The sequence below is a fragment of the Arthrobacter sp. AG1021 genome, assembly GCF_003633665.1.
GTDB classification, from domain to species: domain Bacteria; phylum Actinomycetota; class Actinomycetes; order Actinomycetales; family Micrococcaceae; genus Glutamicibacter; species Glutamicibacter soli.
Map to the genome: position 1 here is coordinate 260,616 of NZ_RBLB01000007.1, position 22,318 is coordinate 282,933.

General features: G+C 64.6%; 24 protein-coding genes and 1 riboswitch. Of the genes, 5 read left to right on the top strand and 19 right to left on the bottom strand.

The features are described 5' to 3' along the window. Window positions 1-18: 18 nt before the first annotated feature. Window positions 19-948: a GNAT family N-acetyltransferase gene (locus DFO58_RS06690; protein ID WP_120989806.1), complete on the bottom strand. Its 930-nt coding sequence runs from the start codon at window positions 946-948 to the stop codon at window positions 19-21. Between the two features lie 7 nt (window positions 949-955). Next, window positions 956-2,341 (bottom strand): glycine--tRNA ligase, encoded by a 1,386-nt coding sequence (locus DFO58_RS06695; protein ID WP_047118567.1) that lies wholly within the window; start codon window positions 2,339-2,341, stop codon window positions 956-958. Between the two features lie 181 nt (window positions 2,342-2,522). Here DFO58_RS06695 and DFO58_RS06700 point away from each other — a divergent pair, with 181 nt between their 5' ends. Then, the gene (locus DFO58_RS06700; RefSeq protein WP_047118645.1) at window positions 2,523-2,753 is read left to right on the top strand and encodes an RNA-binding S4 domain-containing protein; all 231 of its coding nucleotides are present in this window, start codon (window positions 2,523-2,525) and stop codon (window positions 2,751-2,753) included. Window positions 2,754-3,053: 300 nt separating this feature from the next. Here DFO58_RS06700 and DFO58_RS06705 read toward each other — a convergent pair whose 3' ends face one another. The 3 genes from DFO58_RS06705 to DFO58_RS06710 form a co-directional block, all read right to left on the bottom strand. Further along, the gene (locus DFO58_RS06705; RefSeq protein WP_120989808.1) at window positions 3,054-3,608 is read right to left on the bottom strand and encodes a GNAT family N-acetyltransferase; all 555 of its coding nucleotides are present in this window, start codon (window positions 3,606-3,608) and stop codon (window positions 3,054-3,056) included. A 375-nt stretch (window positions 3,609-3,983) separates the two neighbouring features. Further along, window positions 3,984-4,271 carry a class I SAM-dependent methyltransferase gene (locus tag DFO58_RS18180; RefSeq protein ID WP_147407211.1) on the bottom strand — a complete coding sequence of 96 codons (288 nt, stop codon included), beginning with the start codon at window positions 4,269-4,271 and terminating at the stop codon, window positions 3,984-3,986. A 76-nt stretch (window positions 4,272-4,347) separates the two neighbouring features. After that, the gene (locus tag DFO58_RS06710; protein WP_053797599.1) at window positions 4,348-5,001 is read right to left on the bottom strand and encodes an alpha/beta fold hydrolase; all 654 of its coding nucleotides are present in this window, start codon (window positions 4,999-5,001) and stop codon (window positions 4,348-4,350) included. A gap of 182 nt (window positions 5,002-5,183) precedes the next feature. On the opposite strand from DFO58_RS06710, the gene DFO58_RS06715 reads away from it, so the two are divergent. Both DFO58_RS06715 and DFO58_RS06720 read left to right on the top strand, forming a co-directional pair. Then, on the top strand, window positions 5,184-5,564 hold the full coding sequence (locus DFO58_RS06715) for a hypothetical protein (RefSeq protein ID WP_053797598.1): 381 nt from the start codon (window positions 5,184-5,186) through the stop codon (window positions 5,562-5,564). A 49-nt stretch (window positions 5,565-5,613) separates the two neighbouring features. Next, window positions 5,614-6,471 carry an SGNH/GDSL hydrolase family protein gene (locus tag DFO58_RS06720; RefSeq protein ID WP_120989810.1) on the top strand — a complete coding sequence of 286 codons (858 nt, stop codon included), beginning with the start codon at window positions 5,614-5,616 and terminating at the stop codon, window positions 6,469-6,471. A 65-nt stretch (window positions 6,472-6,536) separates the two neighbouring features. Here the strand turns inward: DFO58_RS06720 and DFO58_RS06725 are convergent, their stop codons facing one another. Next, window positions 6,537-7,685: a homoserine O-acetyltransferase gene (locus DFO58_RS06725; RefSeq protein WP_120989812.1), complete on the bottom strand. Its 1,149-nt coding sequence runs from the start codon at window positions 7,683-7,685 to the stop codon at window positions 6,537-6,539. A 2-nt stretch (window positions 7,686-7,687) separates the two neighbouring features. Beyond that, window positions 7,688-9,031: a bifunctional o-acetylhomoserine/o-acetylserine sulfhydrylase gene (locus DFO58_RS06730; RefSeq protein ID WP_120989814.1), complete on the bottom strand. Its 1,344-nt coding sequence runs from the start codon at window positions 9,029-9,031 to the stop codon at window positions 7,688-7,690. 91 nt (window positions 9,032-9,122) lie between these two features. Continuing rightward, a riboswitch (SAM riboswitch) is annotated at window positions 9,123-9,241 on the bottom strand. Window positions 9,242-9,414: 173 nt separating this feature from the next. Here DFO58_RS06730 and DFO58_RS06735 point away from each other — a divergent pair. Then, window positions 9,415-10,059 (top strand): VOC family protein, encoded by a 645-nt coding sequence (locus DFO58_RS06735; protein WP_120989816.1) that lies wholly within the window; start codon window positions 9,415-9,417, stop codon window positions 10,057-10,059. Between the two features lie 86 nt (window positions 10,060-10,145). On the opposite strand, the gene DFO58_RS06740 is transcribed toward DFO58_RS06735, so the two are convergent. The 3 genes from DFO58_RS06740 to DFO58_RS06750 form a co-directional block, all read right to left on the bottom strand. Continuing rightward, a complete protein-coding gene (locus tag DFO58_RS06740) occupies window positions 10,146-11,450 on the bottom strand; it encodes a hypothetical protein (protein WP_120989818.1) in 1,305 nt (434 codons plus the stop codon). Window positions 11,451-11,575: 125 nt separating this feature from the next. Next, window positions 11,576-11,989 (bottom strand): GNAT family acetyltransferase, encoded by a 414-nt coding sequence (locus DFO58_RS06745; RefSeq protein WP_120989820.1) that lies wholly within the window; start codon window positions 11,987-11,989, stop codon window positions 11,576-11,578. Window positions 11,990-12,009: 20 nt separating this feature from the next. Beyond that, window positions 12,010-12,792: a CPBP family intramembrane glutamic endopeptidase gene (locus DFO58_RS06750; protein WP_120989822.1), complete on the bottom strand. Its 783-nt coding sequence runs from the start codon at window positions 12,790-12,792 to the stop codon at window positions 12,010-12,012. Window positions 12,793-12,883: 91 nt separating this feature from the next. On the opposite strand from DFO58_RS06750, the gene DFO58_RS06755 reads away from it, so the two are divergent. Beyond that, entirely contained in the window at window positions 12,884-13,738 is an 855-nt protein-coding gene (locus DFO58_RS06755; RefSeq protein WP_060617033.1) for an aminoglycoside phosphotransferase family protein, read from the top strand. A gap of 40 nt (window positions 13,739-13,778) precedes the next feature. On the opposite strand, the gene DFO58_RS06760 is transcribed toward DFO58_RS06755, so the two are convergent. The 9 genes from DFO58_RS06760 to DFO58_RS06800 form a co-directional block, all read right to left on the bottom strand. Further along, entirely contained in the window at window positions 13,779-14,558 is a 780-nt protein-coding gene (locus tag DFO58_RS06760) for a DeoR/GlpR family DNA-binding transcription regulator (protein ID WP_120989824.1), read from the bottom strand. Window positions 14,559-14,570: 12 nt separating this feature from the next. After that, window positions 14,571-15,278 (bottom strand): copper homeostasis protein CutC, encoded by a 708-nt coding sequence (locus DFO58_RS06765; RefSeq protein WP_120989826.1) that lies wholly within the window; start codon window positions 15,276-15,278, stop codon window positions 14,571-14,573. After that, window positions 15,278-16,135 (bottom strand): carbohydrate ABC transporter permease, encoded by an 858-nt coding sequence (locus DFO58_RS06770; protein WP_286163510.1) that lies wholly within the window; start codon window positions 16,133-16,135, stop codon window positions 15,278-15,280. The genes DFO58_RS06765 and DFO58_RS06770 overlap by 1 nt, the downstream gene beginning before the upstream one ends. Window positions 16,136-16,137: 2 nt before the next feature. Beyond that, window positions 16,138-17,055, bottom strand: a complete 918-nt coding sequence (locus DFO58_RS06775) for a sugar ABC transporter permease (protein WP_286163511.1) — start codon at window positions 17,053-17,055, stop codon at window positions 16,138-16,140. A 132-nt stretch (window positions 17,056-17,187) separates the two neighbouring features. Further along, window positions 17,188-18,447, bottom strand: a complete 1,260-nt coding sequence (locus DFO58_RS06780) for an extracellular solute-binding protein (RefSeq protein ID WP_120989830.1) — start codon at window positions 18,445-18,447, stop codon at window positions 17,188-17,190. Between the two features lie 193 nt (window positions 18,448-18,640). Beyond that, window positions 18,641-19,492 (bottom strand): class II fructose-bisphosphate aldolase, encoded by an 852-nt coding sequence (locus DFO58_RS06785; RefSeq protein ID WP_053797592.1) that lies wholly within the window; start codon window positions 19,490-19,492, stop codon window positions 18,641-18,643. A gap of 14 nt (window positions 19,493-19,506) precedes the next feature. Then, window positions 19,507-20,439 (bottom strand): 1-phosphofructokinase family hexose kinase, encoded by a 933-nt coding sequence (locus tag DFO58_RS06790; protein WP_053797591.1) that lies wholly within the window; start codon window positions 20,437-20,439, stop codon window positions 19,507-19,509. After that, window positions 20,436-21,374 (bottom strand): ROK family protein, encoded by a 939-nt coding sequence (locus tag DFO58_RS06795; protein WP_047118556.1) that lies wholly within the window; start codon window positions 21,372-21,374, stop codon window positions 20,436-20,438. The genes DFO58_RS06790 and DFO58_RS06795 overlap by 4 nt, the downstream gene beginning before the upstream one ends. Window positions 21,375-21,379: 5 nt before the next feature. Then, entirely contained in the window at window positions 21,380-22,282 is a 903-nt protein-coding gene (locus DFO58_RS06800; protein WP_120989832.1) for an SIS domain-containing protein, read from the bottom strand. Between the last annotated feature and the right edge of the window lie 36 nt (window positions 22,283-22,318).

The following is a 22,318-nucleotide window of genomic DNA, read 5'->3' on the forward strand; positions in this document are numbered from 1 at the left end:
CGTTGCGGTGTGCCATGGCTAGCGAGCTGCGTCGCTGGCCATGATGTGGGTTGTGGAGATGACGGTGGCCTGCTCCACGCTGGCCAGCGCATCGACCAGCGAGGAGAGCACGAACATCGACGAGTCGACTTCGAGCTTCACCGGGTACTGGTAGACCAGCATGGCGACCATGTCACGCACCGCCTCGGCCACCTCGTCGTCGCTGAAGGCCGGGTTGTGTCCCACCAGCACGTCGGAGGGGGCGTTCTCGCGGGCAGGGATGTAGCTGACGGCGAAGGCCAGCGGCACCCCGCCCTCGGACTTCGGCTTATCGCGCAGCACCAGCGCGGCCTGCGCCCCGGTGTTCTCGTCCAGCAGCATACGTTGGGCCGAGCCCACGGTCATGGCCGCCGGGTCCCAGTCCGAGTGCACCGCATTGTAGAAGTCCATGACCAGGCGGGTCAGTTCCACGCTGCCGGTGGACAGCTCCTCGATGACGCGGTCATTGGTGTCGAACACCGGTTCCGCCAGGGCTCCGGGTTCGATGATGACGTCTCGCGAGACCTGGATTTCGCCCAGGCCCAGTGCGGCGCAGAACGCCGCGGCGGCCTGCGCGCTGTCGCCGGCGGTCACGGTGTAGCGGGCCTTGAGCTCGCTCGCGGTCCCCGCCGGGATCTGCTCGCGCAGCCGCGCCACCAGTTCGGTGCCCACGCCGTTGCGGCGCATGTCCGGGGCGACCTCGACGTACAGCCACAGCCGCTGCGGGTGCAGCGACGAGGCGAAGACGACGCCCGCGCCGACGGCCACCGTGTCGACGGTGGCCACCAGCGTGCGGGAGAACGGCGCATCGCTGTTCTCGCGCAGCATGGTGCGATCCTGGTGGGCCTGCGGGGAACGCGGGTCGCCGAAGATCTGCAGCAGCTCAAGGTCGTCCCCGGAACGCCAGGGGCGGAATTCCAGTTCATTCATCGGGCGCCTAGGCTCCGTTCAGACGCTCGGCGAGGTAGGTCGCCACCTGGTCCAGGGAGACGCGCTCCTGGGCCATGGTGTCGCGCTCGCGGATGGTCACTGCCTGGTCCTCGAGGGTGTCGAAGTCCACGGTGATGCAGAACGGGGTGCCGATTTCGTCCTGGCGGCGGTAGCGGCGGCCGATGGCGCCGGCATCGTCGAAGTCGATGTTCCAGCGCTTGCGCAGCTCGGCGGCCAGGTCCTTGGCCTTCGGCGAGAGGTTCTCGTTGCGCGAGAGCGGCAGCACCGCGGCCTTGACCGGAGCCAGGCGCGGGTCGAGCTTGAGCACGGTGCGCTTGTCCACGCCGCCCTTGGTGTTCGGGGCTTCGTCCTCGGTGTAGGCGTCGACCAGGAATGCCATCATCGAACGGGTCAGGCCGAAGGACGGCTCGATCACGTACGGGGTGTAGCGTTCGCCGGTGGCCTGGTTGAAGTAGCTCAGCTCTGCGCCCGAGGCCTTGGCATGGCTGGACAGGTCGTAGTCGGTGCGGTTGGCGACGCCCATGAGCTCGCCCCATTCCGAACCCTGGAAGCCGAAGCGGTACTCGAAGTCGATGGTGCCGGCCGAGTAGTGGGCGCGCTCATCCTCGGGAACGTCGAACTGGCGCAGGTTCTCTTCCTTGATGCCCAAGTCCAGGAACCAGTCCCAGCAGTCCTTAACCCACGCATCGAAGAACTTCGGTGCGTCTTCCGGAGCAGTGAAGAATTCGATCTCCATCTGCTCGAACTCACGGGTGCGGAAGATGAAGTTGCCCGGGGTGATCTCGTTGCGGAAGGCCTTGCCGATCTGGCCGATGCCGAACGGCGGCTTCTTGCGGCTGGCGGTGAGCACGTTGGCGAAGTTCACGAAGATGCCCTGGGCGGTCTCCGGGCGCATGTAGGCCAGGCCGGCTTCGGAGTCCACCGGGCCGAGGAAGGTCTTCATCAGGCCGGAGAACTGCTGCGGTTCGGTGAACTGGCCCTTGGTGCCGCAGTCGGGGCAGGCGATTTCGCTCATGCCGTCCTGCGGGGCGCGGCCCTTCTTGGCCTCGAAGGCCTCGATCAGGTGGTCCTGGCGGTGGCGCTTGTGGCACTGGGTGCACTCGACCAGCGGGTCGGTGAAGGTTGCGACGTGGCCGGAGGCCTCCCAGACGGCCTTGGGCAGGACGATGGACGAGTCAAGACCCACCATGTCCTCGCGGCCGCGCACGAAGTTCTGCCACCATTCGCGCTTGATGTTTTCCTTCAGTTCGGTACCCAGGGGCCCGTAGTCCCATGCGGAGCGGGAACCGCCGTAAATTTCACCGGCCTGGAAGACGAACCCGCGACGCTTTGCGAGGGAAATGACCTGATCAAGCTTGGACTGTGGCGCCATATCAACTCCATAGGAAATTACGAGGCCGCTGGTTGCGGTCCGTAGAAAAATACATACCCTCCAAGACTATCGTTTCAAGGCCTCTGAAACTAAGTCGGTCCAAGTTATCGGCAGGTGAACTTCCCCGCTCTTTTGCCACAGCAGCGCATGGACACCCCGTGCATAGGGAAGAATGGAGCACATGAGTGCTTCCGAAGCTTTTGAACTTGAAATCCGCGACGAGTCCATCCGGCTGGGACAGCTGCTGAAGCTGGCCAATCTTGCCGAAGACGGCATCCACGCCAAGGAACTGATTTCCGAGGGCGAAGTGACCGTGAACGGCCAGGTGGAAACCCGCCGCGGCGCCCAGATCCGCCAGGACGACGTGGTGTGCGTCAACGGAGAATGCGTGAAGGTTTCCAGCCGCGCTTAGTTCAAGGAAGTTCGGCTTCTGGGGGCGAAGGCGCTTGCCGACTGATTGGGAAGAGATGTCGGTATCCACAGGGCAAGTCTCGATCTTCAAGTACCGGCTTGTCGCTGATGGAGACTGGACGCGGGCAACCGAACAAGAAGGATGCCGTTCTGCTACCAGGATGGACCGGACGGCGCATATTGTGTCAAAGCTTCTGGCTGCAAAGTGCCTGTTGGCAATCTGAAGCGACTATCTATCGCTTAGAACCGTAGGCGATCGTCTGGGTGTGCCATGAAGCCAACGCTGCCGATGACCGACCGTTCACCAAGGCGTCCCCCGAAGATCGATATCGCCTTCCGGCCATTCACTCGCATGGCGCTTGACGGAACAGACGAGATTCAGGGCTCCCGCTGACACAATTTTTGAGCTCTGGTCGAGACGAGACAAACTACGCTCCGTGGCGTAAATCCGAACCCATCCTGCAGACTCGTAAAACGGTACAACTTCTTCTCTGCATCCAAGAAAACCAAATTCGATGCCAGCATCGTCGCGCATCACAGTTTGAGCGCAGCGCATTGTTTGTCTACCGATGCCGGTCCCGCGAAAACGTTTGTCTACTAGGACGCCGCCTGTTCCTGCAACCAGGATGTCCCGTGTCCCGACTAAAATCAGTCGACGCTGGAAACCAACGTGTGCAACCAACTCTCGTCCATGGAACGCCAACACATGAGTATCGGCAGGAGAATAGCCGTAGGGTTGTTCAGAGTCCCATGCGCCGAACTCGTTTAGGTACTCACTGTCGAAAAGTCTCTCAAGTGCACCAATTTCTTCCGCCGTAAGCTCGAAGTGCCGACGCACCTGCATAACTCCGTCCATGCCTCGAGTCTAAGCCGATGCACTGGTTGTACGGTCGATGCCGGGCTGCCCGTAGACCGGGTTTTTACAGGTGATGATGGGGTTCATGTCCGCCTATCCGCGTAAAACAAAAATTCCGTTCGGTCCGTCGCCGAACGACACCGGCTCATTTGCAGAAAAGACGCTCACTGGCCATGGCGATGTGAGGCGAAATGGGGTTAGATGCCAATCGGAGAATCGGAGAATCGGTGCATCAGGTTCCGCCCGTTCCGGCTACAGCCTTGTCATGAGCTTTCTGTCCGCCTTGGAAATCTGTAGTCATACCAAGGACGAAAATGCCGCCATGATTCAGCAATTCTGCGACCTGGCGAAAACTTGCCTTGGGTTCATCAACCTTCAAGAAAGAAGGAATGTTCCCCGACATGAGGATTGCATCATAGGATCGGGAAGACCTTTCAGAGCGAGGTTTCCGGATGTGGTGTCGATGGCCGCTATGTTGCGAAAATACGCATGGCCATAGAGGTCTCCTGCAACGTCGGGGACTTCAGTTGTTGGATCAACTCCGTAAGCATCATGCCCAAGAGTTCGCAACCCGTTGACGGCATTGCCGATGCCGCACCCGATATCAAGGACAATGGAATTTCGCTTGATCATCATGTCAACAAACCGAACATCGACTTCCATATCATAGTCCAGGCTGAGAGCCCTTCATCGCGGGCCACAGGGCCTGAGCCAAGCACTCAGGTTCTGCAGATCCGGCCTAGGATTCCAGCTTCAAGACTTCGCGTTTGAGGAAGGCATCGACATCCTGGATTTCTTCCATGCTCACCGAGTGGGCAATCTGCGGGTAGGTCTCGCTGGTCAGCTCGGTGTGGGATGGAACCCAGCCAAGGGTGAATTCGATCTTGTCACGGGTGATGACCGGGTCAGCGAGGTCCCGACCCCAGAACAGCGGCAACGGGTTGGCTTTGAGCTTCGAGTCGTCGAAGATCTCCAGTTCCGCGGCTTCTACTGCGAAACCGGACAGGCCGACCACTGCGGACACCGCCTCGCGCTGGTAGCGGGCCAGCGACGTGGCCATGGCCATGCCCTGCGAGAAGCCGAGCAGCGTGAGGGACGAGTGCTGCGCCGCAATCGGTTCCAGGAAGGTCCAGAGGTCTTTCACGCTTTGCGCCACTGCGTCGACAGAGTAGTCGATCTCCTGCGACAGCGGGAACCAGCTGAACCCCGGTCCGGCCTGCAGCGGAGCCCGCACCGAAAGATAGGTGAATTCCTGCGGCAAATAGCGCGACAGGCCCATCAGATCTTCTTCATTCGAGCCGTAGCCGTGCAGGAACACCAGCAGCGGTGTGCCCAGTCGGGATTCATCGTTGCGGGAAATCAGCGCTACCGTGGATGCTTCAGGATTAGTCATAGTACTTCAAGCCTAGCGACCCCCGCCCCTCGCCAGCGCATCGGACGACGCCAAAAGTACCAATCGCCCCGTTGCAATTCTGTAACGTTTGGATTTACTCGGGACGTTGGCTCAACCATCGTGGTTGACTTGTGGAAATAGATGAACGATGTTTGCTCCACCCACCGAAAGCAGCCTCCGCGATGAATTTTGATGACGCCCCGCCGGAACTGATCGAAGAGCTCAACGATCCGGAAACACTGTTCGATTCCGACCCGACCGGCACCATGGAATCCGCCTTTGCCGGCGTCAGCATCTTGTCCATACTCTTCATTGTCATTTTCACGCTGGTGGTCGTATTCATCATCGTTGTCTGGGTACGCAACTACCGGGCGGCGAAGAACGCCGGGGTTGACATCTTCACCGTGCAGACCGACATCGCGGCAAAGGCCTCGAAGTCCGCGCTGCTCGCCCCGGCCCAGTCAAAGGAGGACCGGCTGCGCGAGCTGGACGATCTGCGTTCCAAGCAGTTGATCAGCGCCGAGGAATACGCCGAGGCCCGCAGCAAGGTCCTGCTCGGATAGTTTTCTCGAATCGTTGACACAACGTTACTAACGAGTAACAATGTAGCTTGTGGCTATTTCCCCAAGTTTCGAAACTCCTGATTCCGAGAATTCCACGGTGCACCCTTGGCGGCGCTATGTAGCGGTCGGCGATTCTTTCACCGAGGGCGTGGGAGACCCCGATCCCCTGGCCCCGCAGTCCTTCCGAGGCTGGGCCGACCGTCTGGCCCAGGAGCTCAGTCGGGGCGTGCCTGACTTCGCCTACGCCAACCTCGCGATCCGCGGCCGGCTGATTGCCCAGATCATCGAGGAGCAGGTCCAGCCGACCATTGATCTGAAGCCCGACTTGATTTCCATCTGCGCCGGAGGCAACGACGTGCTGCGCCCGGGAGGGGATCCGGACAAGATCGCCGACCAGCTCGATTCCACGATTTCCCGGCTGAATTCCACGGGGGCCACCATCCTGCTGTTCACCGGGCCGGATATCCGGGATACTCCGGTGCTCGGAAGCATCCGCGGCCGCGTGGCCATCTACAACGAGAATGTCCGCACCGTCGCCGCACGCTACGACGCGATCGTGGCAGACATGTGGGCGCTGCGCGAACTGCACCAGCCGGTGATGTGGTCTGCGGACCGCCTGCACTTCTCGCCGCTGGGCCACCAGCGCATTGCGGCGATGGCACTGGATGCCTTGAACGTCCCGCACACGCTTGACACCCGCATCGACGCAGTCGAGGACACCCGTAGCTGGAAGGAAGCGCGGATCGAGGACCTGCACTGGGCCCGCGAGCACCTGGCCCCATGGGTACTGCGCCGGCTGCGCCACCAGTCCTCAGGAGATGGCATCACCGCCAAGCGCCCCACCCCGATGCCCTTTGCGGACAGCGCCCCGAACGACTCGCTGGGCGCCGGCGACAGCGCCCGATAGCCCCCGGACACGGCGAAGGCCGCGCCACCGATAACTGGTGGCGCGGCCTTCGCTTTATGCGTGGATCAGTCTTCGTCGAAGACCAGGGTACGCAGCACCCCATCCAGCTGGGCGGCGTCCGTCAGGAAGCCGTCATGGCCGATCGGCGAATCGATGTAGTGCACAGGCTTGGGTGTGGCCAACGAGGCGGCCAGCTTCACCGACTGCTCCGGGTAGTACAGGCGGTCCGATTTCACGGCGGCCACCAGCACATTGACCTGCTCCAGCCGGGCCAGCGCCTGCTCATAGGAGCCGTGCCCGCGCGCCACGTCGTGGCTCATCAAGGCCTCGGTCAGCACCAGGTAGCTGTTCGCGTCGAAGCGGTTGACCAGCTTGCTGGCCTGGTGGTCCAGGTAGCTTTCCACCTGGTAGCGGCCGCGCTTGCCTTCGAAGGGGCCTGCCGGCACCTCGCCTTCCTGCGCCTTGCGGCCGAAGCGGTGCTCCAGCTCCGCCTCGGAACGGTAGGTCAGGTGGGCCAGCCGGCGGGCCAGTCCCAGCCCCTCGTCCGGGCGCGCCTGGTTCAGGTAGTAGTCTCCCCCGGCGAAATGCGGATCAAGCCGGATGGATTGGGTCTGCACCTGCGCGAACGCTATCTGTTCTGCGCTGGCTTGGCCGGTGGAAGCCATGACCACCAGGTTCGCGACCTGCTCAGGGAATTCAACCGCGTATTCCAGGGCCCGGGCTCCGCCCATGGACCCGCCGAGCACGGTATGCCAGCGCTCAATTCCCAGCTGCGTAGCCAGCCTTTGCTCCAGCCGTACCGAATCCTTGATGGTGACGAACGGGAAACGCGAACCCCACGGCACACCTTGCTCATCCAGCGATGCGGGGCCGGTGGATCCATTGCAACCGCCGACCATGTTCACCGAGACCACGAAGAAGCGGTCGGTGTCCACTGTCAGGCCGGGGCCGACGAAGTCCTCCCACCAGCCGTCGGTCTGCGAATCGCCCCGGGAGACGTGGGCGTCTCCGGTCAGGGCGTGCATCACCAGCACTGCGTTGCTGCGCTCGGCATTCAGCTCCCCCCAGGTTTCGTAGGCCAGGTCCACCTGCGGCAGGTAGCCGCCGAACTCGAAGGAGTACTCGCCCACGGACGCACGGCGCAAAATGCCGTGGGTCCCTTCGGCGAGCTCTTCGGTGCCGATGGTGTCTTCGGTAGTCACAATGGATGCCATGCCTAGCGGGTTTCCTGCAGTTCCTTGCCCTCAAGGGCTGCGACCGCCTGGAACCCAAGCTCGAGGTCGGCCAGGATGTCGTTGATGTTCTCCAGCCCGACGCTCAGGCGCACCAGTCCCGGGCGCACCCCGGCGGCCAGGCGCTCCGCGTCGGAGAGCTGAGCGTGGGTGGTGGAGGCCGGGTGGATGACCAGCGAGCGGACGTCACCCAGGTTCGCCACATGGGAGTGCAGCTGCAATGCGTCCACAAAAGCCTTGCCTACTTCGACTCCACCGGGCAGGTCGAAGGCCAGCACCGAGCCGGCGCCCTTCGGGCTGTACTTGCGTCCGCGCTCGAACCACGGCGAGGATTCCAAGCCGGCGTAGGCCACAGCTTCCACATCCGCGCGGGCTTCGAGCCAGTTCGCGACAGCGGAGGCGTTCTCCACGTGGCGTTCGATGCGCAGGGACAGGGTCTCCAGACCCTGGGCGATCAAGAACGCGTTGAACGGCGCCGGGGCCGAACCCAGGTCGCGCAGCAGCTGCACGCGGGCCTTGAGGATGTAGGCCAGGTTGGCGCCGAGGATGCCGTTGACGCCCAAGTCGCGGGCGTAGACCAGGCCGTTGTAGGACTCGTCCGGGGTGTTGAAGCTCGGGAAGCGCTCGGGATCCTTGGAGAAGTCGAAGTTGCCCGAATCCACGATCACGCCGGCGATCGCGGTGCCGTGGCCGCCGAGGAACTTGGTGGCCGAATGGATCACGATATCCGCACCCCATTCGATGGGGCGGATCAGGTACGGGGTAGCCAGGGTGCTGTCAACCAGCAGCGGCACGCCGACCTCGTGGGCGATCGCGGAAATGCCCTCGATGTCCAGCACATCCTGGCGCGGATTGGAGATGGTCTCGCCGAAGAACGCCTTGGTGTTCGGCTGGACGGCGTCGCGCCATTCCTGCAGGTTGTCCGGGTCGGAAACGAAAGTGACCTCGACGCCCAGCTTCTTCAGCGTGTGCTTGAGCAGGTTCTGGGTTCCGCCGTAGAGGCTCGGGCTGGCCACCAGGTGGTCGCCGGCCTCGGCGATGTTCAGGATCGCGAAGGTGGTTGCCGCCTGGCCGGAGGACAGCAGCAGTGCGCCCACGCCGCCTTCGAGGTCGGCGATGCGGGTTTCCACGGCCTCGGTGGTGGGGTTGCCGATGCGGGTGTAGATCGGCTCCAGCTCCTGCAGGGCGAAGCGTGCTGCGGCGCTTTCGGCGCTCGGGAAGACGAAGGACGTGGTCTGGAAGATCGGCAGGGAGCGTGCACCGGTGACCGGGTCAGGGCTCTGGCCTGCGTGGATCTGACGGGTTTCAAACGACCAATTGTTGCTCATGGCAGCCTCCAAAAGTTCTGTAACTATGGGGGGTACACCACTGAACACACACCACCGGGAAGAACCTCTTACGAGGTGCTGCCAGAGGGGTAACCCGCGCTTGTCCTTGACGCCGAGCGGCTCAAGGGCCAGGTCTTCACCCGGGGCACCCCACCGCGGTTGGAGGGTTGCCGCCCAGTAAGCCGGGGCTTGTTACTGGGACTCATGACCTGCTACCAGTGTGCCCGAAAATCGAATATCTTGGCAACTCGGGGCCGGATCCAGAGTCTCAATCGGTCATATTCGCGTTCGAGCGACTTCTTATTGCACAGAATTCGACAAGAGTCCAGATCTTAGGCTCGCCTAAGTAGAGACTGGGATCACATTGTTGTCATGATTGGCACATGATGAGGCTAGATCACGTTACCTACGCATGCGGCCCGGATGGGCTGATGCCAACCGCTGAAAGAATTGCAGAGTCCCTGGGTCTGGAATTCGTCAAGGGAGGCGTGCATCCACGGTTTGGAACTCGCAATGTAATTTTCCCGCTGAAGCACAACCAGTACCTTGAGGTCGTCGAGGTGCTGAACCATCCGGCCAGCCTCAAGGCACCTTTCGGACAGGCCGTGCGCGCGCGCTCCGAGCTGGGCGGCGGCTGGATGGGTTGGTGCGTGTCATTGGACGACCTGAGCGGAGCGGAAGAACGCCTGGAACGCAGGGCAGTTCCCGGGAACCGCAAGTTCCCCGACGGCCGCGAACTGACCTGGCAGCAGATCGGCATCAAGGGCCTGATCGCGGATCCGCAGGTGCCCTACCTGCTGCGCTGGGACGACGGCACCGAGGACCTGCATCCGTCGCGCGCGCTGGAGCCTACCGGTGAAATCAGCGAGATCAACATTGCAGGATCTCGCGAGCGCGTGCTTGAATGGCTGGGGCAGCCGGAGAACGTGAATCTCGGACCGGTGACCACCAAGTACCAGGCTCCTAACGGGACGCCGGGCATCCTGTCGGTAACTTTCAATACCGCCAAGGGCACGGTCGTCCTCTAGGAACATCGGGGACCACAGCACAAGGTAGGCGGGGACAATGGAGTCCCCACCTACCTTTGCTCGTTAATTGAACGGTTGGTGCAGCCCTAGGATCCGGGTAGCAGCACCAGCTGGCAGTTTTCGACTCCCGCGGCCGCCCGCTTTACCCAGCTGATTTGGGACTGCTCGTTCAGCGCGTTCAGCGCGTCGAGCTGCGCAGACTCGGCCGAGTCGAAAAAGTCCCGGTCTGCTTTTGTGGTCCACCATTGGTGCAGCAGGTTGGTCTGCGCCCACATGTGCTGCTGCGCTTCGGTATCGGCACTCGAGGTGCCAACAATGCCGTGGCTCGCCGCAAGGCTGCCCAAACATTGCTCAGTGGGGTTGACCGACATTTTCATGGCCAGGTCCCACTTGACGGTTTCCGGGGAATAGCGGTCCTCGAAGTCCAGCAGCAGACCGCCAGTTGCCTCGGCATGGGCCTTGCTGCTGGTGATGATGCGTGGCTGCTGGATTCCTGTGGCCTGTTCCAACTGGCCGACACCCGCGGTGATGTTAGACCTCCAGTCGTTCCAGTGCTCCGCTTCCCCGGGCCAGAAACAGTACTCGTGCCCGTCGCCGGGTTCTTCGCAGCGCAGCTCGGAGGTGCGGCTGAGCTGCTGCTCTTCGCCCGCATCCTGCGCCGCCAGCGCCCCGCCGCCCCAGAGCACTGTCAGCGACAATGCTCCGGCCACGGCCAGCGCGCGACGCGCCATTCGGTTCATGTTCTGCGCCTTGACGCAGATGGCCAGCACGCCCAACATCGACCAGCCCAGATAGCACAGGGCGACTGCCTGGATGACTATGGGATTCGGTGCCGAATCCCGGGTGCAGCACCCTGAAAGCCCTGCCATGTTGCTCAGCATGGGGCCAGGAGCCACCAGGGAAAGCAGTTGCAGTCCGGAGAACAACACGATGCTCAGCCCGATGGCCAGCTTCGGGGCGAACAGCAGTCCCAGCCCCAAACCGCCCAGGCACAGGCCCAGCATCATGAGCATGGAGAGCAGGAATAGTCCGGGGTCGGGGACGAACACTTCGCCCATCCGGTACATCACCGTCGCGTAGCCCAGCAGGTAGGCGCTGGCGCCGACAACCAGTGGGGGCGCCAGCAGCTGCAGGGCGGTTGCCGCGATGCGGTGCGGTCCGCGTACCCGGCGCAGGGCCGCGATGCCGAAGCGGCCGCCCACCCATGCGGCGTAGGTGCCCAGCACGACGCCGCAGAAGAGTATGCCGAAGGAGGAGGCGACGCTCAGGCCTTCCCTGCTGGTATGTTCGGTCTCCACCGGAACCAGCAGCGCCAAGAGCTCGGTGAGGATCAGCATCGCCATCAGCGCGAGGCAGGCCTGCGACTTGCTCCAGAGTTCGGCGAACTGCATGTCTTCCCTTCGAGTTCCCGCCGGATGCTCTCTCGTCAGGAAGGCTTTCATCAGATTGGCGGATATTTTGTACCGGAGTAACTTTATCCGCTTTTTCTGGACGTCCGCTTCAAATACCCTGCTGGTTAGGGAACCAGCCGTTTGCCCAGCACTGCGACGTCCAGGCGTTCGAAACCGAGTTTTTCGTAGAACTGCGTAACCGAGTCATTGCCGGCGCGGACCATCAGCTGGACCTTGACGGTTCCCCGGGCGCGCAGCCATTCTGCCGCCGCTTCGACGATGCGCCGCCCGCAGCCTTGGTCCTGCAAGTCGGGGTCGACGGCGACGTAGTAAAGCCAGCCGCGATGCCCGTCATCTCCGGCCATGGCGGTGGCGGCCAGCCGCTCCCCCTGGACGAGCGCCAGGATGGTGGACTCAGGGCCCGCGAGGGCCTTGCGGGCGTCGGCGTGCGGATCGTTCCACGGCCGGGTCAGCCCGGTGTATTCCCACAGCGCGACGGCCCGCTCGACCCAGGCCTCGGAAAGTTCGATTAATTCCATGTCAGAAGGCTATGGGAAGGCTACGCGCCGATGCCAATCGCCGGTCCGAGCAGCAGGTAGCCGACGAAGCCGATGGCATCGAGCAGGAAGTGCGCGATCACCAAGGGCATGACCCGGCCGTAGCGGTGGTAGACCCAGCCGAACACCACACCCATGACCACGTTGCCGATCATCGGCCCGATGCCTTGGTAGAGGTGGTAGCTGCCGCGGATCAGCGCCGAAGCGAGGATCGTGGTCCACAGTCCCAGCTTGAGCTTGCGGGCGTAGGTGAACAGGAAGCCGAGCATGATCACTTCCTCCAGCACCGCGTGGCGTGCGGCCGAGAGCATGAGCACCGGGACGCTCCACCAGTAGTCCCCGAGGTTCGCGGTGGACAGCGCCGTGGTGATGCCCAGTGCCCTGCCCGCAGCGTAGACTCCGAGGGTTCCCAGCCCCATGGCCAGGAACAGCCCGGCACCCAGCAGGGTGTCCCGTCCTGGTTTGCGCAAGTCGAAGCCGATCGTCGACGCGGTGGTACCGGTGCTGCGTTTCATGAGGTACAAGGACAACAGCACCGGGACCAAGGCGAAAACGATGTCCAGCAGCTGGTAGGTGAGGTCGAAGTACTCGCGCGTATTCAGCGGATTGTTCATCGAGGTCGTTTGCTCGGACAGCGGAGCCTTGGTGACCTTGTCGGCGAAGCTGATGATCGAGTACACCGCGCTCTGGCCCAGGCACAGGGCCATCACCAGCGCGATTTCGATCTTCAGCGTGCGCCGGTCCGCGGTCTGGGTGCTGGTCTGTGCATTCACGTCTTTGATCATAGACCGCGCATGCTGTGCGGACGCCCAGCGAACGGCCACCGTGCGATAGCCTGAAGAAGCTGTTTTCCCTGATCCGCGAAGCGAGTTGCCTGTGTCCCGTCCCGCCACCGAAGCCGAGATGAACCTGGGCACGATGCTGCGCCCGGACCTGCCCTGGGAAGGAGGGGTCGTCAACGAGGGCGGACAGTTCCACACCGTGCTGCTGGCCAACGAGCAAGCTGTCATCCGCATGGCCCGTACACCCCAAGCCAGTGCCCAGATGCCGCGCAGCGTCCGGCTCCACCGGCTCCTTGCCGAGCAGCTGGATTACCTGCTTCCCACTGACTGCAGCGACATCCTGACCATCGACGGGCTATCTTCGGTGGCCACCGTATTCGTACCGGGGAGCGCCCACGAACCGCATAGCGGAGACCCTGCGCCACTTCGCCGCTTGGTTCGGGAGCTGGCCGAGGTGCACCTGCAGCCGCTGGAAGATGAACTGGCCGAGCCCTTTGCATTTCGAGGTCCGTGGACGCCGGCGCGCCAGCAGAAATGCTTCGATGCGCTTCCGGAAGAGCTCCGCTCGGCGTCCGCGCTCCTGTGGGATCAATTGGATTACCTGGCGCAAAGCCCAACCAGCTTGGTCCACGGCGATCTCGCTGGCCACAACATGCACTGGGTGGACGGGAAGCTGGTCGGAATCCTGGACTGGGATCTTGCCTGCGCCTGGGACCCTGCGTTGAATACGGCCTACCTGTCCTTGTGGCATGGGCAGGACCTGATCGAGCAGATTGCCCCGGATGCCGAGCAGGCCCGCAGAGCCAGGATCTGGCTGGGCCTGATGAGCCTTGAACGGCTCTCCGACACGCTCACGCGCAGCGACAGTCCCCGGCTGGACAAGCTCATGCGCAAGATCGGCCCGCGCATCCTGTCCGCGGCCGAGGCGGCGGGCTCCCGCCCGCGTTAGTCTGCCGGGCTTCCGGTCGGGTCCTGCCATGCGGGTGCGGCTAGCCGAGGACAGGCATGCCCCCGGCGGCCAGGGCCTTGCGTTGGGCCGCGGTGATTTTGGCGTCGGTGATGATCCCGGTGAGGTGTTCGGTATCCAGGATGACGAACGAGCGTTGGCCGATCTTGGATGAATCCACCACCACGAAGCTGCGCGCGGACTGCCGGATCAGCTGTTCGTTGACCGCCGCTTCCATCTCGTCGCCGACCATCGGGCCGGTGTCCGCATCCAGCCCATTGACCCCCACGAAGGACAGGTCGAGGGTGATCTTCGCGAGCGAGGACTGCGCCATGGGGCCGACCAGCTCGTAGGAGCGGTCGTTGAGCACCCCGCCGGTGACCATGACCCGGATGTGCGGGCGCACCGCCAGCAGCGAGGCGATGTTCACGGCGTTGGTGACCACTGTCAGGGTGACCCGCCCCGGCTCCCCCACCAGTTCCTGGCGCAAGCCCAGCTCGGTGGCGATGGCCTTGGTGGTGGTGCCTCCGGACAAGCCGACCACCATGTCCTTGCGCACCAGCGCGGCGGCGGCCTTGGCCACCTGGGCCTTCTCTTCGTCGTGCTCCTCGCGCTGGTAGCGCGAGGGCAGCTCGTAGGCCACGGAGTTGGAGACCGCTCCGCCGTGGGTGCGGGTCAGCAGCGAGGCCGCGGCCAGTGAATCCAGGTCCCGGCGGGCGGTTGCCGGGCTGGTGTCCAGCTGCTGCACGATCTCATCGACGTCGATCTGGCCGCGGCCGGCCAGCAGGTCGAGGATGTGGTTGAGCCGCTCCTCGCGTTTCATGGATCCTGCCCCTTACTTGGTCAGTGCGTTCAGCGTGCTGCGCAGCTGGCGCACCTGTTGCTCCGACACCCTGATGGTGCCGGCATAGTGTGTCTTGGCGGAGAAATGCACGGCAGTCGCACCGGCGCCGCGCGCCGGGCCGATGTCCTGCTCCCTCATGCCGCCGCCGGCCATGATCTGGATCCTGCCGGCGGCCGCCTTCGCCATCCGGGCAATGACCTCCAGGCCCTCGCCGGCGGCGTCTCGTCCTCCACTAGTCAACACTCGGTGGATGCCAAGTGCCAAAAGCTGTGTCACGGAAGCCACCGGATCCGCGCTGGCGTCGATGGCCCGGTGCATGGTGATTTCAAGCTCCGGATTCACCTCCAGGCCGGCCGCGGCCATCCGTGCCACGGCTTCCAGGTCCACCGCGCTTCCGGTGTCCAGCGCCCCGAGCACCAGCCCGTCCACGCCGGAGCGGGCCAGCCGCCTCGCCTGCCGTTCCATGACCCGCAACTCCGCGTCCTCGTAGTGGAAGTCGCCGGGCCGGCTGCGCAGCAGCGCGTGCACCCCCAGCGCCGGGCGGTGTTCCAGGATGTCGTCCAGGACTTCGGGTCCCGGGGTGATGCCGCCCAGTTCCAGGGCTTCGCAGGCCTCGAGGCGGTCAGCCCCGGCGGCCGTGGCCGTCCGGGCGCACCGCCCGCTGGTGGCGACGATTTCCAGGGCCGTGCTCGGTTCCATTACTTCACCGCTCCGGCGGCCAGGCCGCCGATCAGGCGCTTCTCGATGAGCGCGAAGAGGATGATGACCGGGACGATGGCCACGATGGAGACGCCGAAGACGTACTGCCAGGCGGTGGCGTACTGGCCGACGAACTTGGTCAGCGCCACGCTCAGCGGCTGGTTCTCGGCCGTGGACAGGATCACCAGCGAGGCGGCGAATTCATTCCAGCAGGACACGAAGGTGAAGATCACCGCGGTGACGATGCCCGGCCAGACCAGCGGCAGGTTGATGGTGAACAGCACACGCAGCTTGCCGGCGCCGTCGATCTGCGCCGCCTCGTCGATGCTGCGCGGCACCCCGGCGAAGAAGGAGTGCATGATCCACACCGCGAAGGCCAGGTTGAAGGCCGCGTTGATCAGGATCATGGCCAGCCAGGTGTCGTTCAGGTCCCAGGCGAGCATCTGCTTGAACAGGCCGGCGGTGAGCACCGCCGGCTGCAGCATCTGGGTGACGATCACCAGGAACATGAACACCATCTTGCCCGGGAACTTGAAGCGCGCGGTGAAGTAGGCGGCCGGGGTGGCCACCAGCAGCACCAGCAGGGTTGCGAACACGGAGATCACGATGGTGGAGATGAGGTTGTAGGGCACCGGGGTTTCCGGGGTGTCCCACATGCTGACGTAGTTGGACCACTGCAGCCCGTCCTGCGGCATGAAGCTCGGCGGGATCTGCAGGATTTCGGCTTGGGTCTTCAGCGAGCCGATCATCATGGTGCCGTACGGGATCAGGAAGACGATAACGACCACCAGGCCGATGATCATGCGGCCGATTACTGTCTTGCGGCTGGCGCGGTCTTCGGTATCGAGGAAAGCCACGATCACACCTCCTGCATCGGCTTGACGGTTTTGACGTAGATGGCGACGATGACCAGCACAATCGCGAAGTTCACGACCGACAGGGCCGAGGACAAATCCAGCCGGCGGTCGAACTGCAGGACCTTGAAGATGTAGGTCATCAGCGTGTCGGCGCTGTTGCCCGGGATGGATCCGGTCATGACCTTCAGGATCGGCAGGTTGTTGAAGACGTTGATGATGTTGATCAGCACCGCCACTGCCAGCGCGGAGCGCAGCTGCGGCAGCACCACGAACAGGTAGGTCTTCCAGCGGCCGGCCCCGTCCATGCGGGCGGCTTCCAGGGTGTCGCCCGGCACGGCCTGCAGGCCTGCGAGCAGCGTGTAGGTGGTGAACGGGATCGAGACGAAGATTGCCACGACCACCGAGACCGCCATGGCCGGGATCGCGTTCTTGGTCCAGCCGAAGCCTTCGTCCATGAGGCCGATCTGCACGAAGAAGTGGTTGAAGATGCCGTAGTTCGGGTCCAGGCCATAGTAGAACACGGTGGTGGTCATGACGACGGAGGCGGCCCAGGGGACGATCACCGCCATGCGCACGATGGTGCGTCCGGGGAATGGCTTGGAGAGGAACTGGGCCAGCGCCAGGGAGATGACGACGGTGATCAGCACGACCGAGACCACCCAGAAGAAGGTGTTGGCCAGGATCCGCGGCAGCGCCGGATCGGCGAAGATCGTGGAGAAGTTGGCCAGGCCCACCGAGTGCAGGTCGGTGCCGACCGAGGAGATCTTCCGGGTGGAGTTGTAGATCATGTAGCCGGCTGGGAACACCACGATGGCCAAGATCAGCAGCAGCGCCGGGCCGATCCACGGCAGCGAGGAGATGAATGACTGGGTATCGGTGCTGCGCCGGAGCTTGCGTCCGGCCGGTGCTTTGACTGGCACTGGGGAGCTCATGGAAGGCTCGCTTTCATTGCATGCTGTTCGGGAGGGGACCGGAAAATCATGTGCCGATCCAGCAGGAAAGGCCCGGCGTGGCGACGTCGGGCCTCCCCTGCGAACTAGGTCGCCTGCCGTTTACTTGGCGGCGTCGGCCTTCGCCTGGATTGCGTCCAGCACTTCCTGGGCGGACTTGCCGGTGGCGATTTCACCCATCAGCGACTTGAACGCGCCGTCGGTGGCGTTCCAGGCCGGGTTGGTGGTCGGGTAGAACACCGCGTTCGGCAGCAGGTCCAGGAACGGCTTGAGGGTTTCGTCCCCGGCCAGCTTCTCGGAACCCGACTTGGTGGTCGGCAGGAAGCCCTCGGTGGACACCCAGTCGGTGTAGACGTCGGCGGAGAAGAAGTAGTCGAAGAACTCCTTGACCGCGGCCGACTTGCTGCCGTCGTTCTTGAAGGACATCAGGCGGTCGGCGACACCCAGCGTGGCCGGCGAGCCGGTCTTGGTGGCCACGGCGGCGATGCCGTAGTCCAGGTCCGGGTTTTCCTTCTTGATCTGGCCCACGGTCTGCGGCAGCGCGTAGGCGAAGCCCAGCTTGCCCTGGATGAAGGTGTTCAGCATCGGGGTGCGCTGGGTGGCTCCCGGGTCGTTCTGGGTGACGCCGTCGTCGATCATCTTCTTCATGAATTCCGCGGCTTCGAGGTTGGCCGGGGTGTTCACCGCGATCTTCTGCGCATCGCCGAAGTTGCCGCCGTTGCCGGCGAACCAGATCAGGGACTCGCCCTGGGCTTCCTCGCTGCCCAGCGGCATGCCGTAGCCGTCGGCCTTGGTCTTGTCGCTGATGGCCTTGGAAGCGTCATGCAGCTGGTCCCAGGTGGTCGGGACGTCCTTGACCCCGGCTTCCTCCATCAGGTCCTTGTTGTAGAACAGGGCGCGGGCGGAGGCGATCAGCGGCAGGCCGTACTGGGTGTCCTGGTACTTCTCCGCGTCGGCGAAGGTGGTCTGGAAGTCGGCCAGGGTCTCGGCCGAGGCGACGTCGCTGGCAGGGGCCAGCAGGTCTTCCGCGGCGAATTCCGCGAAGGCGCCGCCGTTGTAGATGTCCGGCGCCTGGTTGCCCTGCAGCTTGGTCTTCAGGACGTTCTCGATGTTCTCCCACGACTGGACTTCGAGGTTCACCTTGATGTTCGGGTGCTCGGTCTCGAAGTCGTCGATGACGCCTTCCCACAGCGCCTTGGTGCCGGTGGAGTAGGTCGGGACGAGCATTTCCAAGGTCGTCTGTGCGCCTTCGGACTCGGCCGATCCGCCACTGTCATTGCCGCCGGAGAACCCGCAGCTGGTCAGGAGCAGTGCTGCTGCGGCCGAGAGAGCCAGTACCGCGGAGCGCTTGGTTCGTTTCATGGTGTTCCTCAGGGTTCGTGATGCCGCAGCACCAAAGCGAGTGATTCTTTTATGATTTTTTCGGGAACATTCAATCAAGAAAAATCATGTTCACCTCGAGTATGAAGTGCGCCACACCAAGCGTCAAGGGTGTGACTGATATTTTTCGACCAGGAAACAATCCAAGAAATCAGAAACGCTCACAGGCTGCCTGCTAGGCGCGGCTCCGTCCCGCGGAGGCGAACAACTCAAGCATCCGGGCGGCCTCTGCGGCCATGGCTGTGCGCCCCGCCCCCAGGTACTTGCGGGAGTCCACCGCCTGCTCATTAGCCGCCAGCCACTGGCGCACGGCGCGAGTGAAGAACCCGTTCAGGTGGGTGGAGACGTTGATCTTGCGCATGCCCGCCTCGATGCCCGCGACCAGGGTCGCATCCGGAACGCCCGAGGAGCCGTGCAGCACCAGCGGGACCTCCAGCGCCCGGTGCAGCCGGGAAATCAGGTCCAGGTCCAGCGATGCGCCGCGTTCCAGCATCGCGTGCGAGGAGCCCACCGCCACAGCCAGCGAATCGACGCCGGTCAACTCGACGAACTGCACGGCCTCGTCCGGGTCCGTGCGCACGCCAGGGGCGTGGGCTCCGTCCTTGCCGCCGATTTCGCCCAGCTCGGCTTCCACCGTGGCTGATGCGGCCCGTGCCGCGGCGACCACGCGCTGCGTGGCGGCCACGTTCTCTCCGAAGGGCAGTTTGGCCCCGTCGTACATGACCGAGCCGAAACCCAGGTCGAGGGCCCGGTACACCAGTTCCTCGTCCTCGGCGTGGTCCAGGTGCAGCGAGACCGGCACGCTGGCTTCCTCGGCCAACGCGAGCGAGGCGGCGGCGATGGGGCGCAGTCCCCCGTGGTACTTCACGCAGTTCTCGCTGATCTGCAGGATCACCGGCAATCCGGCCTGCTCGGCGCCGGACACCAGCGCCTGGGCGGTCTCCAGGTGGATGACGTTGAACGCCCCCTGGCCGTAGCCCCCGGCAACGGCGGCCTGCATGATCTGACTTGTTGGAACCAACGGCATGGGAGTTTTCTCCTTTAGATGTCCTCGCCCTCGGGCAGGATGCGGTAGGTAACGTCGGCGAGCAGCGCTTCGTGCTTCGGGGACAGCGCGCCGGCGGTGGGCATGAGCACCGTGGAGGCGGACCAGGCCACGGCCCGGCGCAAGGTGGACTCGCGGTCCAGCGACGCCACGCTGCTGGACAGCAGCGCGGCCACGGCCGAGTCCCCGGCGCCGGTGGGGTTGCCGGTCAGCTTGCGCGGCAGCTTGGCATGGGCCACCAGCGGGGTCTCCCCGGTGAAGTGGTACAGCCCGTTTTCGCCGGCGCTGAGATAGATTTCCGCCGCGCCCCGCTCCAGCAGGTCCGCGGCCCCTTCGGCCAGCGACCCGGCACCGGTGGCGGCGAGCAGTTCGTGGTGGTTGGGCTTGAGCACCGCGCCGCAGGCCGCGGCGTCCAGCAGCAGCGGGCCGCTGGTGTCCACCACGGTGTAGATTTCCCGCTGCACGGCGGCCTTGATCAGCGTGCGCATGGTTTCGCGTTCGGTCCCCGGAGGCCAGGATCCGCAGATCGCCACCGCCCGGGCGTGCTCCAGCAGTCCCTGGTAGGCCTGCGCCAGCGACTCCCATTCGGCGGGGTCCACGGCGGATCCGGCCTCGTTGAAGATGGTGGTGGTGTCGGCCTCCGGGTCCACGAAGGCCATGGAGCGCCGGGTTGCCCCGGACACGGGGACCGCGGTGAAGTCGAGGCCGGCGGCGGACAGCTCGGCGGCGAGTTCCCGGCCCGAGGCGCCCCCGGCGGGGAACAGCGCGTGGACGGCCAGCTTCTGCGAGTGCAGCACCCTGGCGACGTTCAGGCCCTTGCCTCCGGCCTGGCTGTGGCTGCGCACCACCGTGTGGCTGGCGTCCACCGCGACCCCGGGGGCGCTGTAGGTTTCATCGATGGCCGGGTTCGGCGTCAGCGTGAGGATCATAGGGCGATGCGGGTCGAGCGTCCGGCCGCGTCCCGGGCGAGGATCATCGCGCCCTGCAGGCCGGCGTCGGCGCCCAGGTGCGCGGGGATCAGCCGCGGTTCGCGGTGGAAGGACAGCCTGCGGTGCAGGGATTCGCGCAGTTCGGCGAAGAACGACGGCCCGGCCTGGGCCAGCCCTCCGCCCAGCACGATGCCCTCCGGGGCGACCGAGGAGCACAGCTGTGCCATGGTGAAGGTCAGCGCCTCGATGGCATCGTGGATGATGCCGGCGGCGATCTCGTCCCCGGCGGCCCGGGCGGCGAACACTTCCCTTGCTCCCCCGCGCTTGCCGGTGGCGGCGAGGTAGCGCTTGGCGATGGCGCCGGCGGAGCCCAGGGTTTCCAGGCAGCCGGTGGCGCCGCAGGCGCACGGCAGCCCGCCGGGCACCTGGGCGTGGCCCAGTTCCCCGGCGTATCCCCCGGCGCTGACCAGCCGTCCGTCGACCATCAGCGCGGTGGCGATGCCGGTGCCGATGACCATGACCACGGCGTTGCGGCGCAGCGCCGCGTCCTTGGCCCCGCTGCCCAGTTCCAGCTCGGCGCGCGCGGCCATGGCCACGTCGTGCCCGAAGCCGACCGGGATGCCAAGCGCCTTGGAGGCCATCGCCTGCAGCGGCGCGTCGCGCCAGCCCAGGTTGGCGGAGAAGATGCCGGTGCCGGTCTCCGGGTCGACCAGGCCGCAGACGGCCAGGCCCGCGGAAACCGGGGTGGTGCCGGAGTCGGCCGTCAGGCGGCGCGAGATTTCGCCGAGCTGGGTGACCAGTTCGGCGGCGGATTCCTCCGGTGCTGTTTTGCGGGTTGGTTCGCGCAGCACCTGGAGGATTTCGCCGTTGGTGTTGGCCAGCCCCGCCTTGATGTCGGTGCCTCCGACGTCAAAGAGCAGGAAATGTTCACTCATGGCCTTTAGCCTTCCAGGATGACCGATCGGGTCAGGTTGCGTGGGCTATCCGGATCGAGATTGCGCGCGCGAGCCCGGTCCAGGGTCACCCGGTGGATGTATGCGAGGTCGGCCAGCGGATGGCGGTCCTCGTTCACGTAGATCGCGCCGGTGCGGGTCACGTCGGCGTCCAGGCCTTCGGGCTGGGCGCCAAGCATCCACGTTACCCGGTTTGGCGCGGCGATGGAGATCGGGCCGTGGCGGTAGTCCATGGCCGGGTAGGCCTCGGTCCAGCCCTGCACGGCTTCGCGCATCTTCAGCGCGGCCTCGTGGGCCAGTCCCACGGACAGCCCGCGGCCCAGGAAGGTGAACTGCTCGGCGTCCAGCAGTTCCTGCGGGGTGGCGGAGTTCACCAGCTGTTGCGCCTGCGCGATGGCCGGCTCCAGGTCCTCGCCGACGCTTGAAAGCAGGTAGGCCAGCGCGGTGGTGGCGAAGCGGGTCTGCACCACCGACTGCTCGTCCGCGTAGGGCAGCTCCACCACTGCGTCGACCTGCTGCACGATCGGCGAGCTGGTGTCGCCGATTACGGCGACGGTGCGGAGGCTGCCGTCCAGCTCGGTCAGCAGTTGCAGCACCTCGGAGGTGGTGCCGGAGCGGGTGATGGCCACCAGCACGTCGTAGTCGCGGGTGGCGATGCGCGCCTCGGAGGCGGCGAAGGAGTCGGTGATGCCGTGGCCGGCGGCTTCGCGGGCGGCGGCGTAGGCTTCGGCCATAAACCAGGAAGTGCCGCAGCCGACGACCGCGACCTTGGCGCCCTTGGTCGGAAGCAGGTCTTCGGACTGCTGCTGGGCGATGGCGCGGCCCCACATCTCTGGCTGGGAAACCAGCTCCCGCTCCATGTGCGCACCCAGGACTGACTGCTCGCTCATCGATAATCTCCTTGCTCATTCACAGTGAAACCGTTT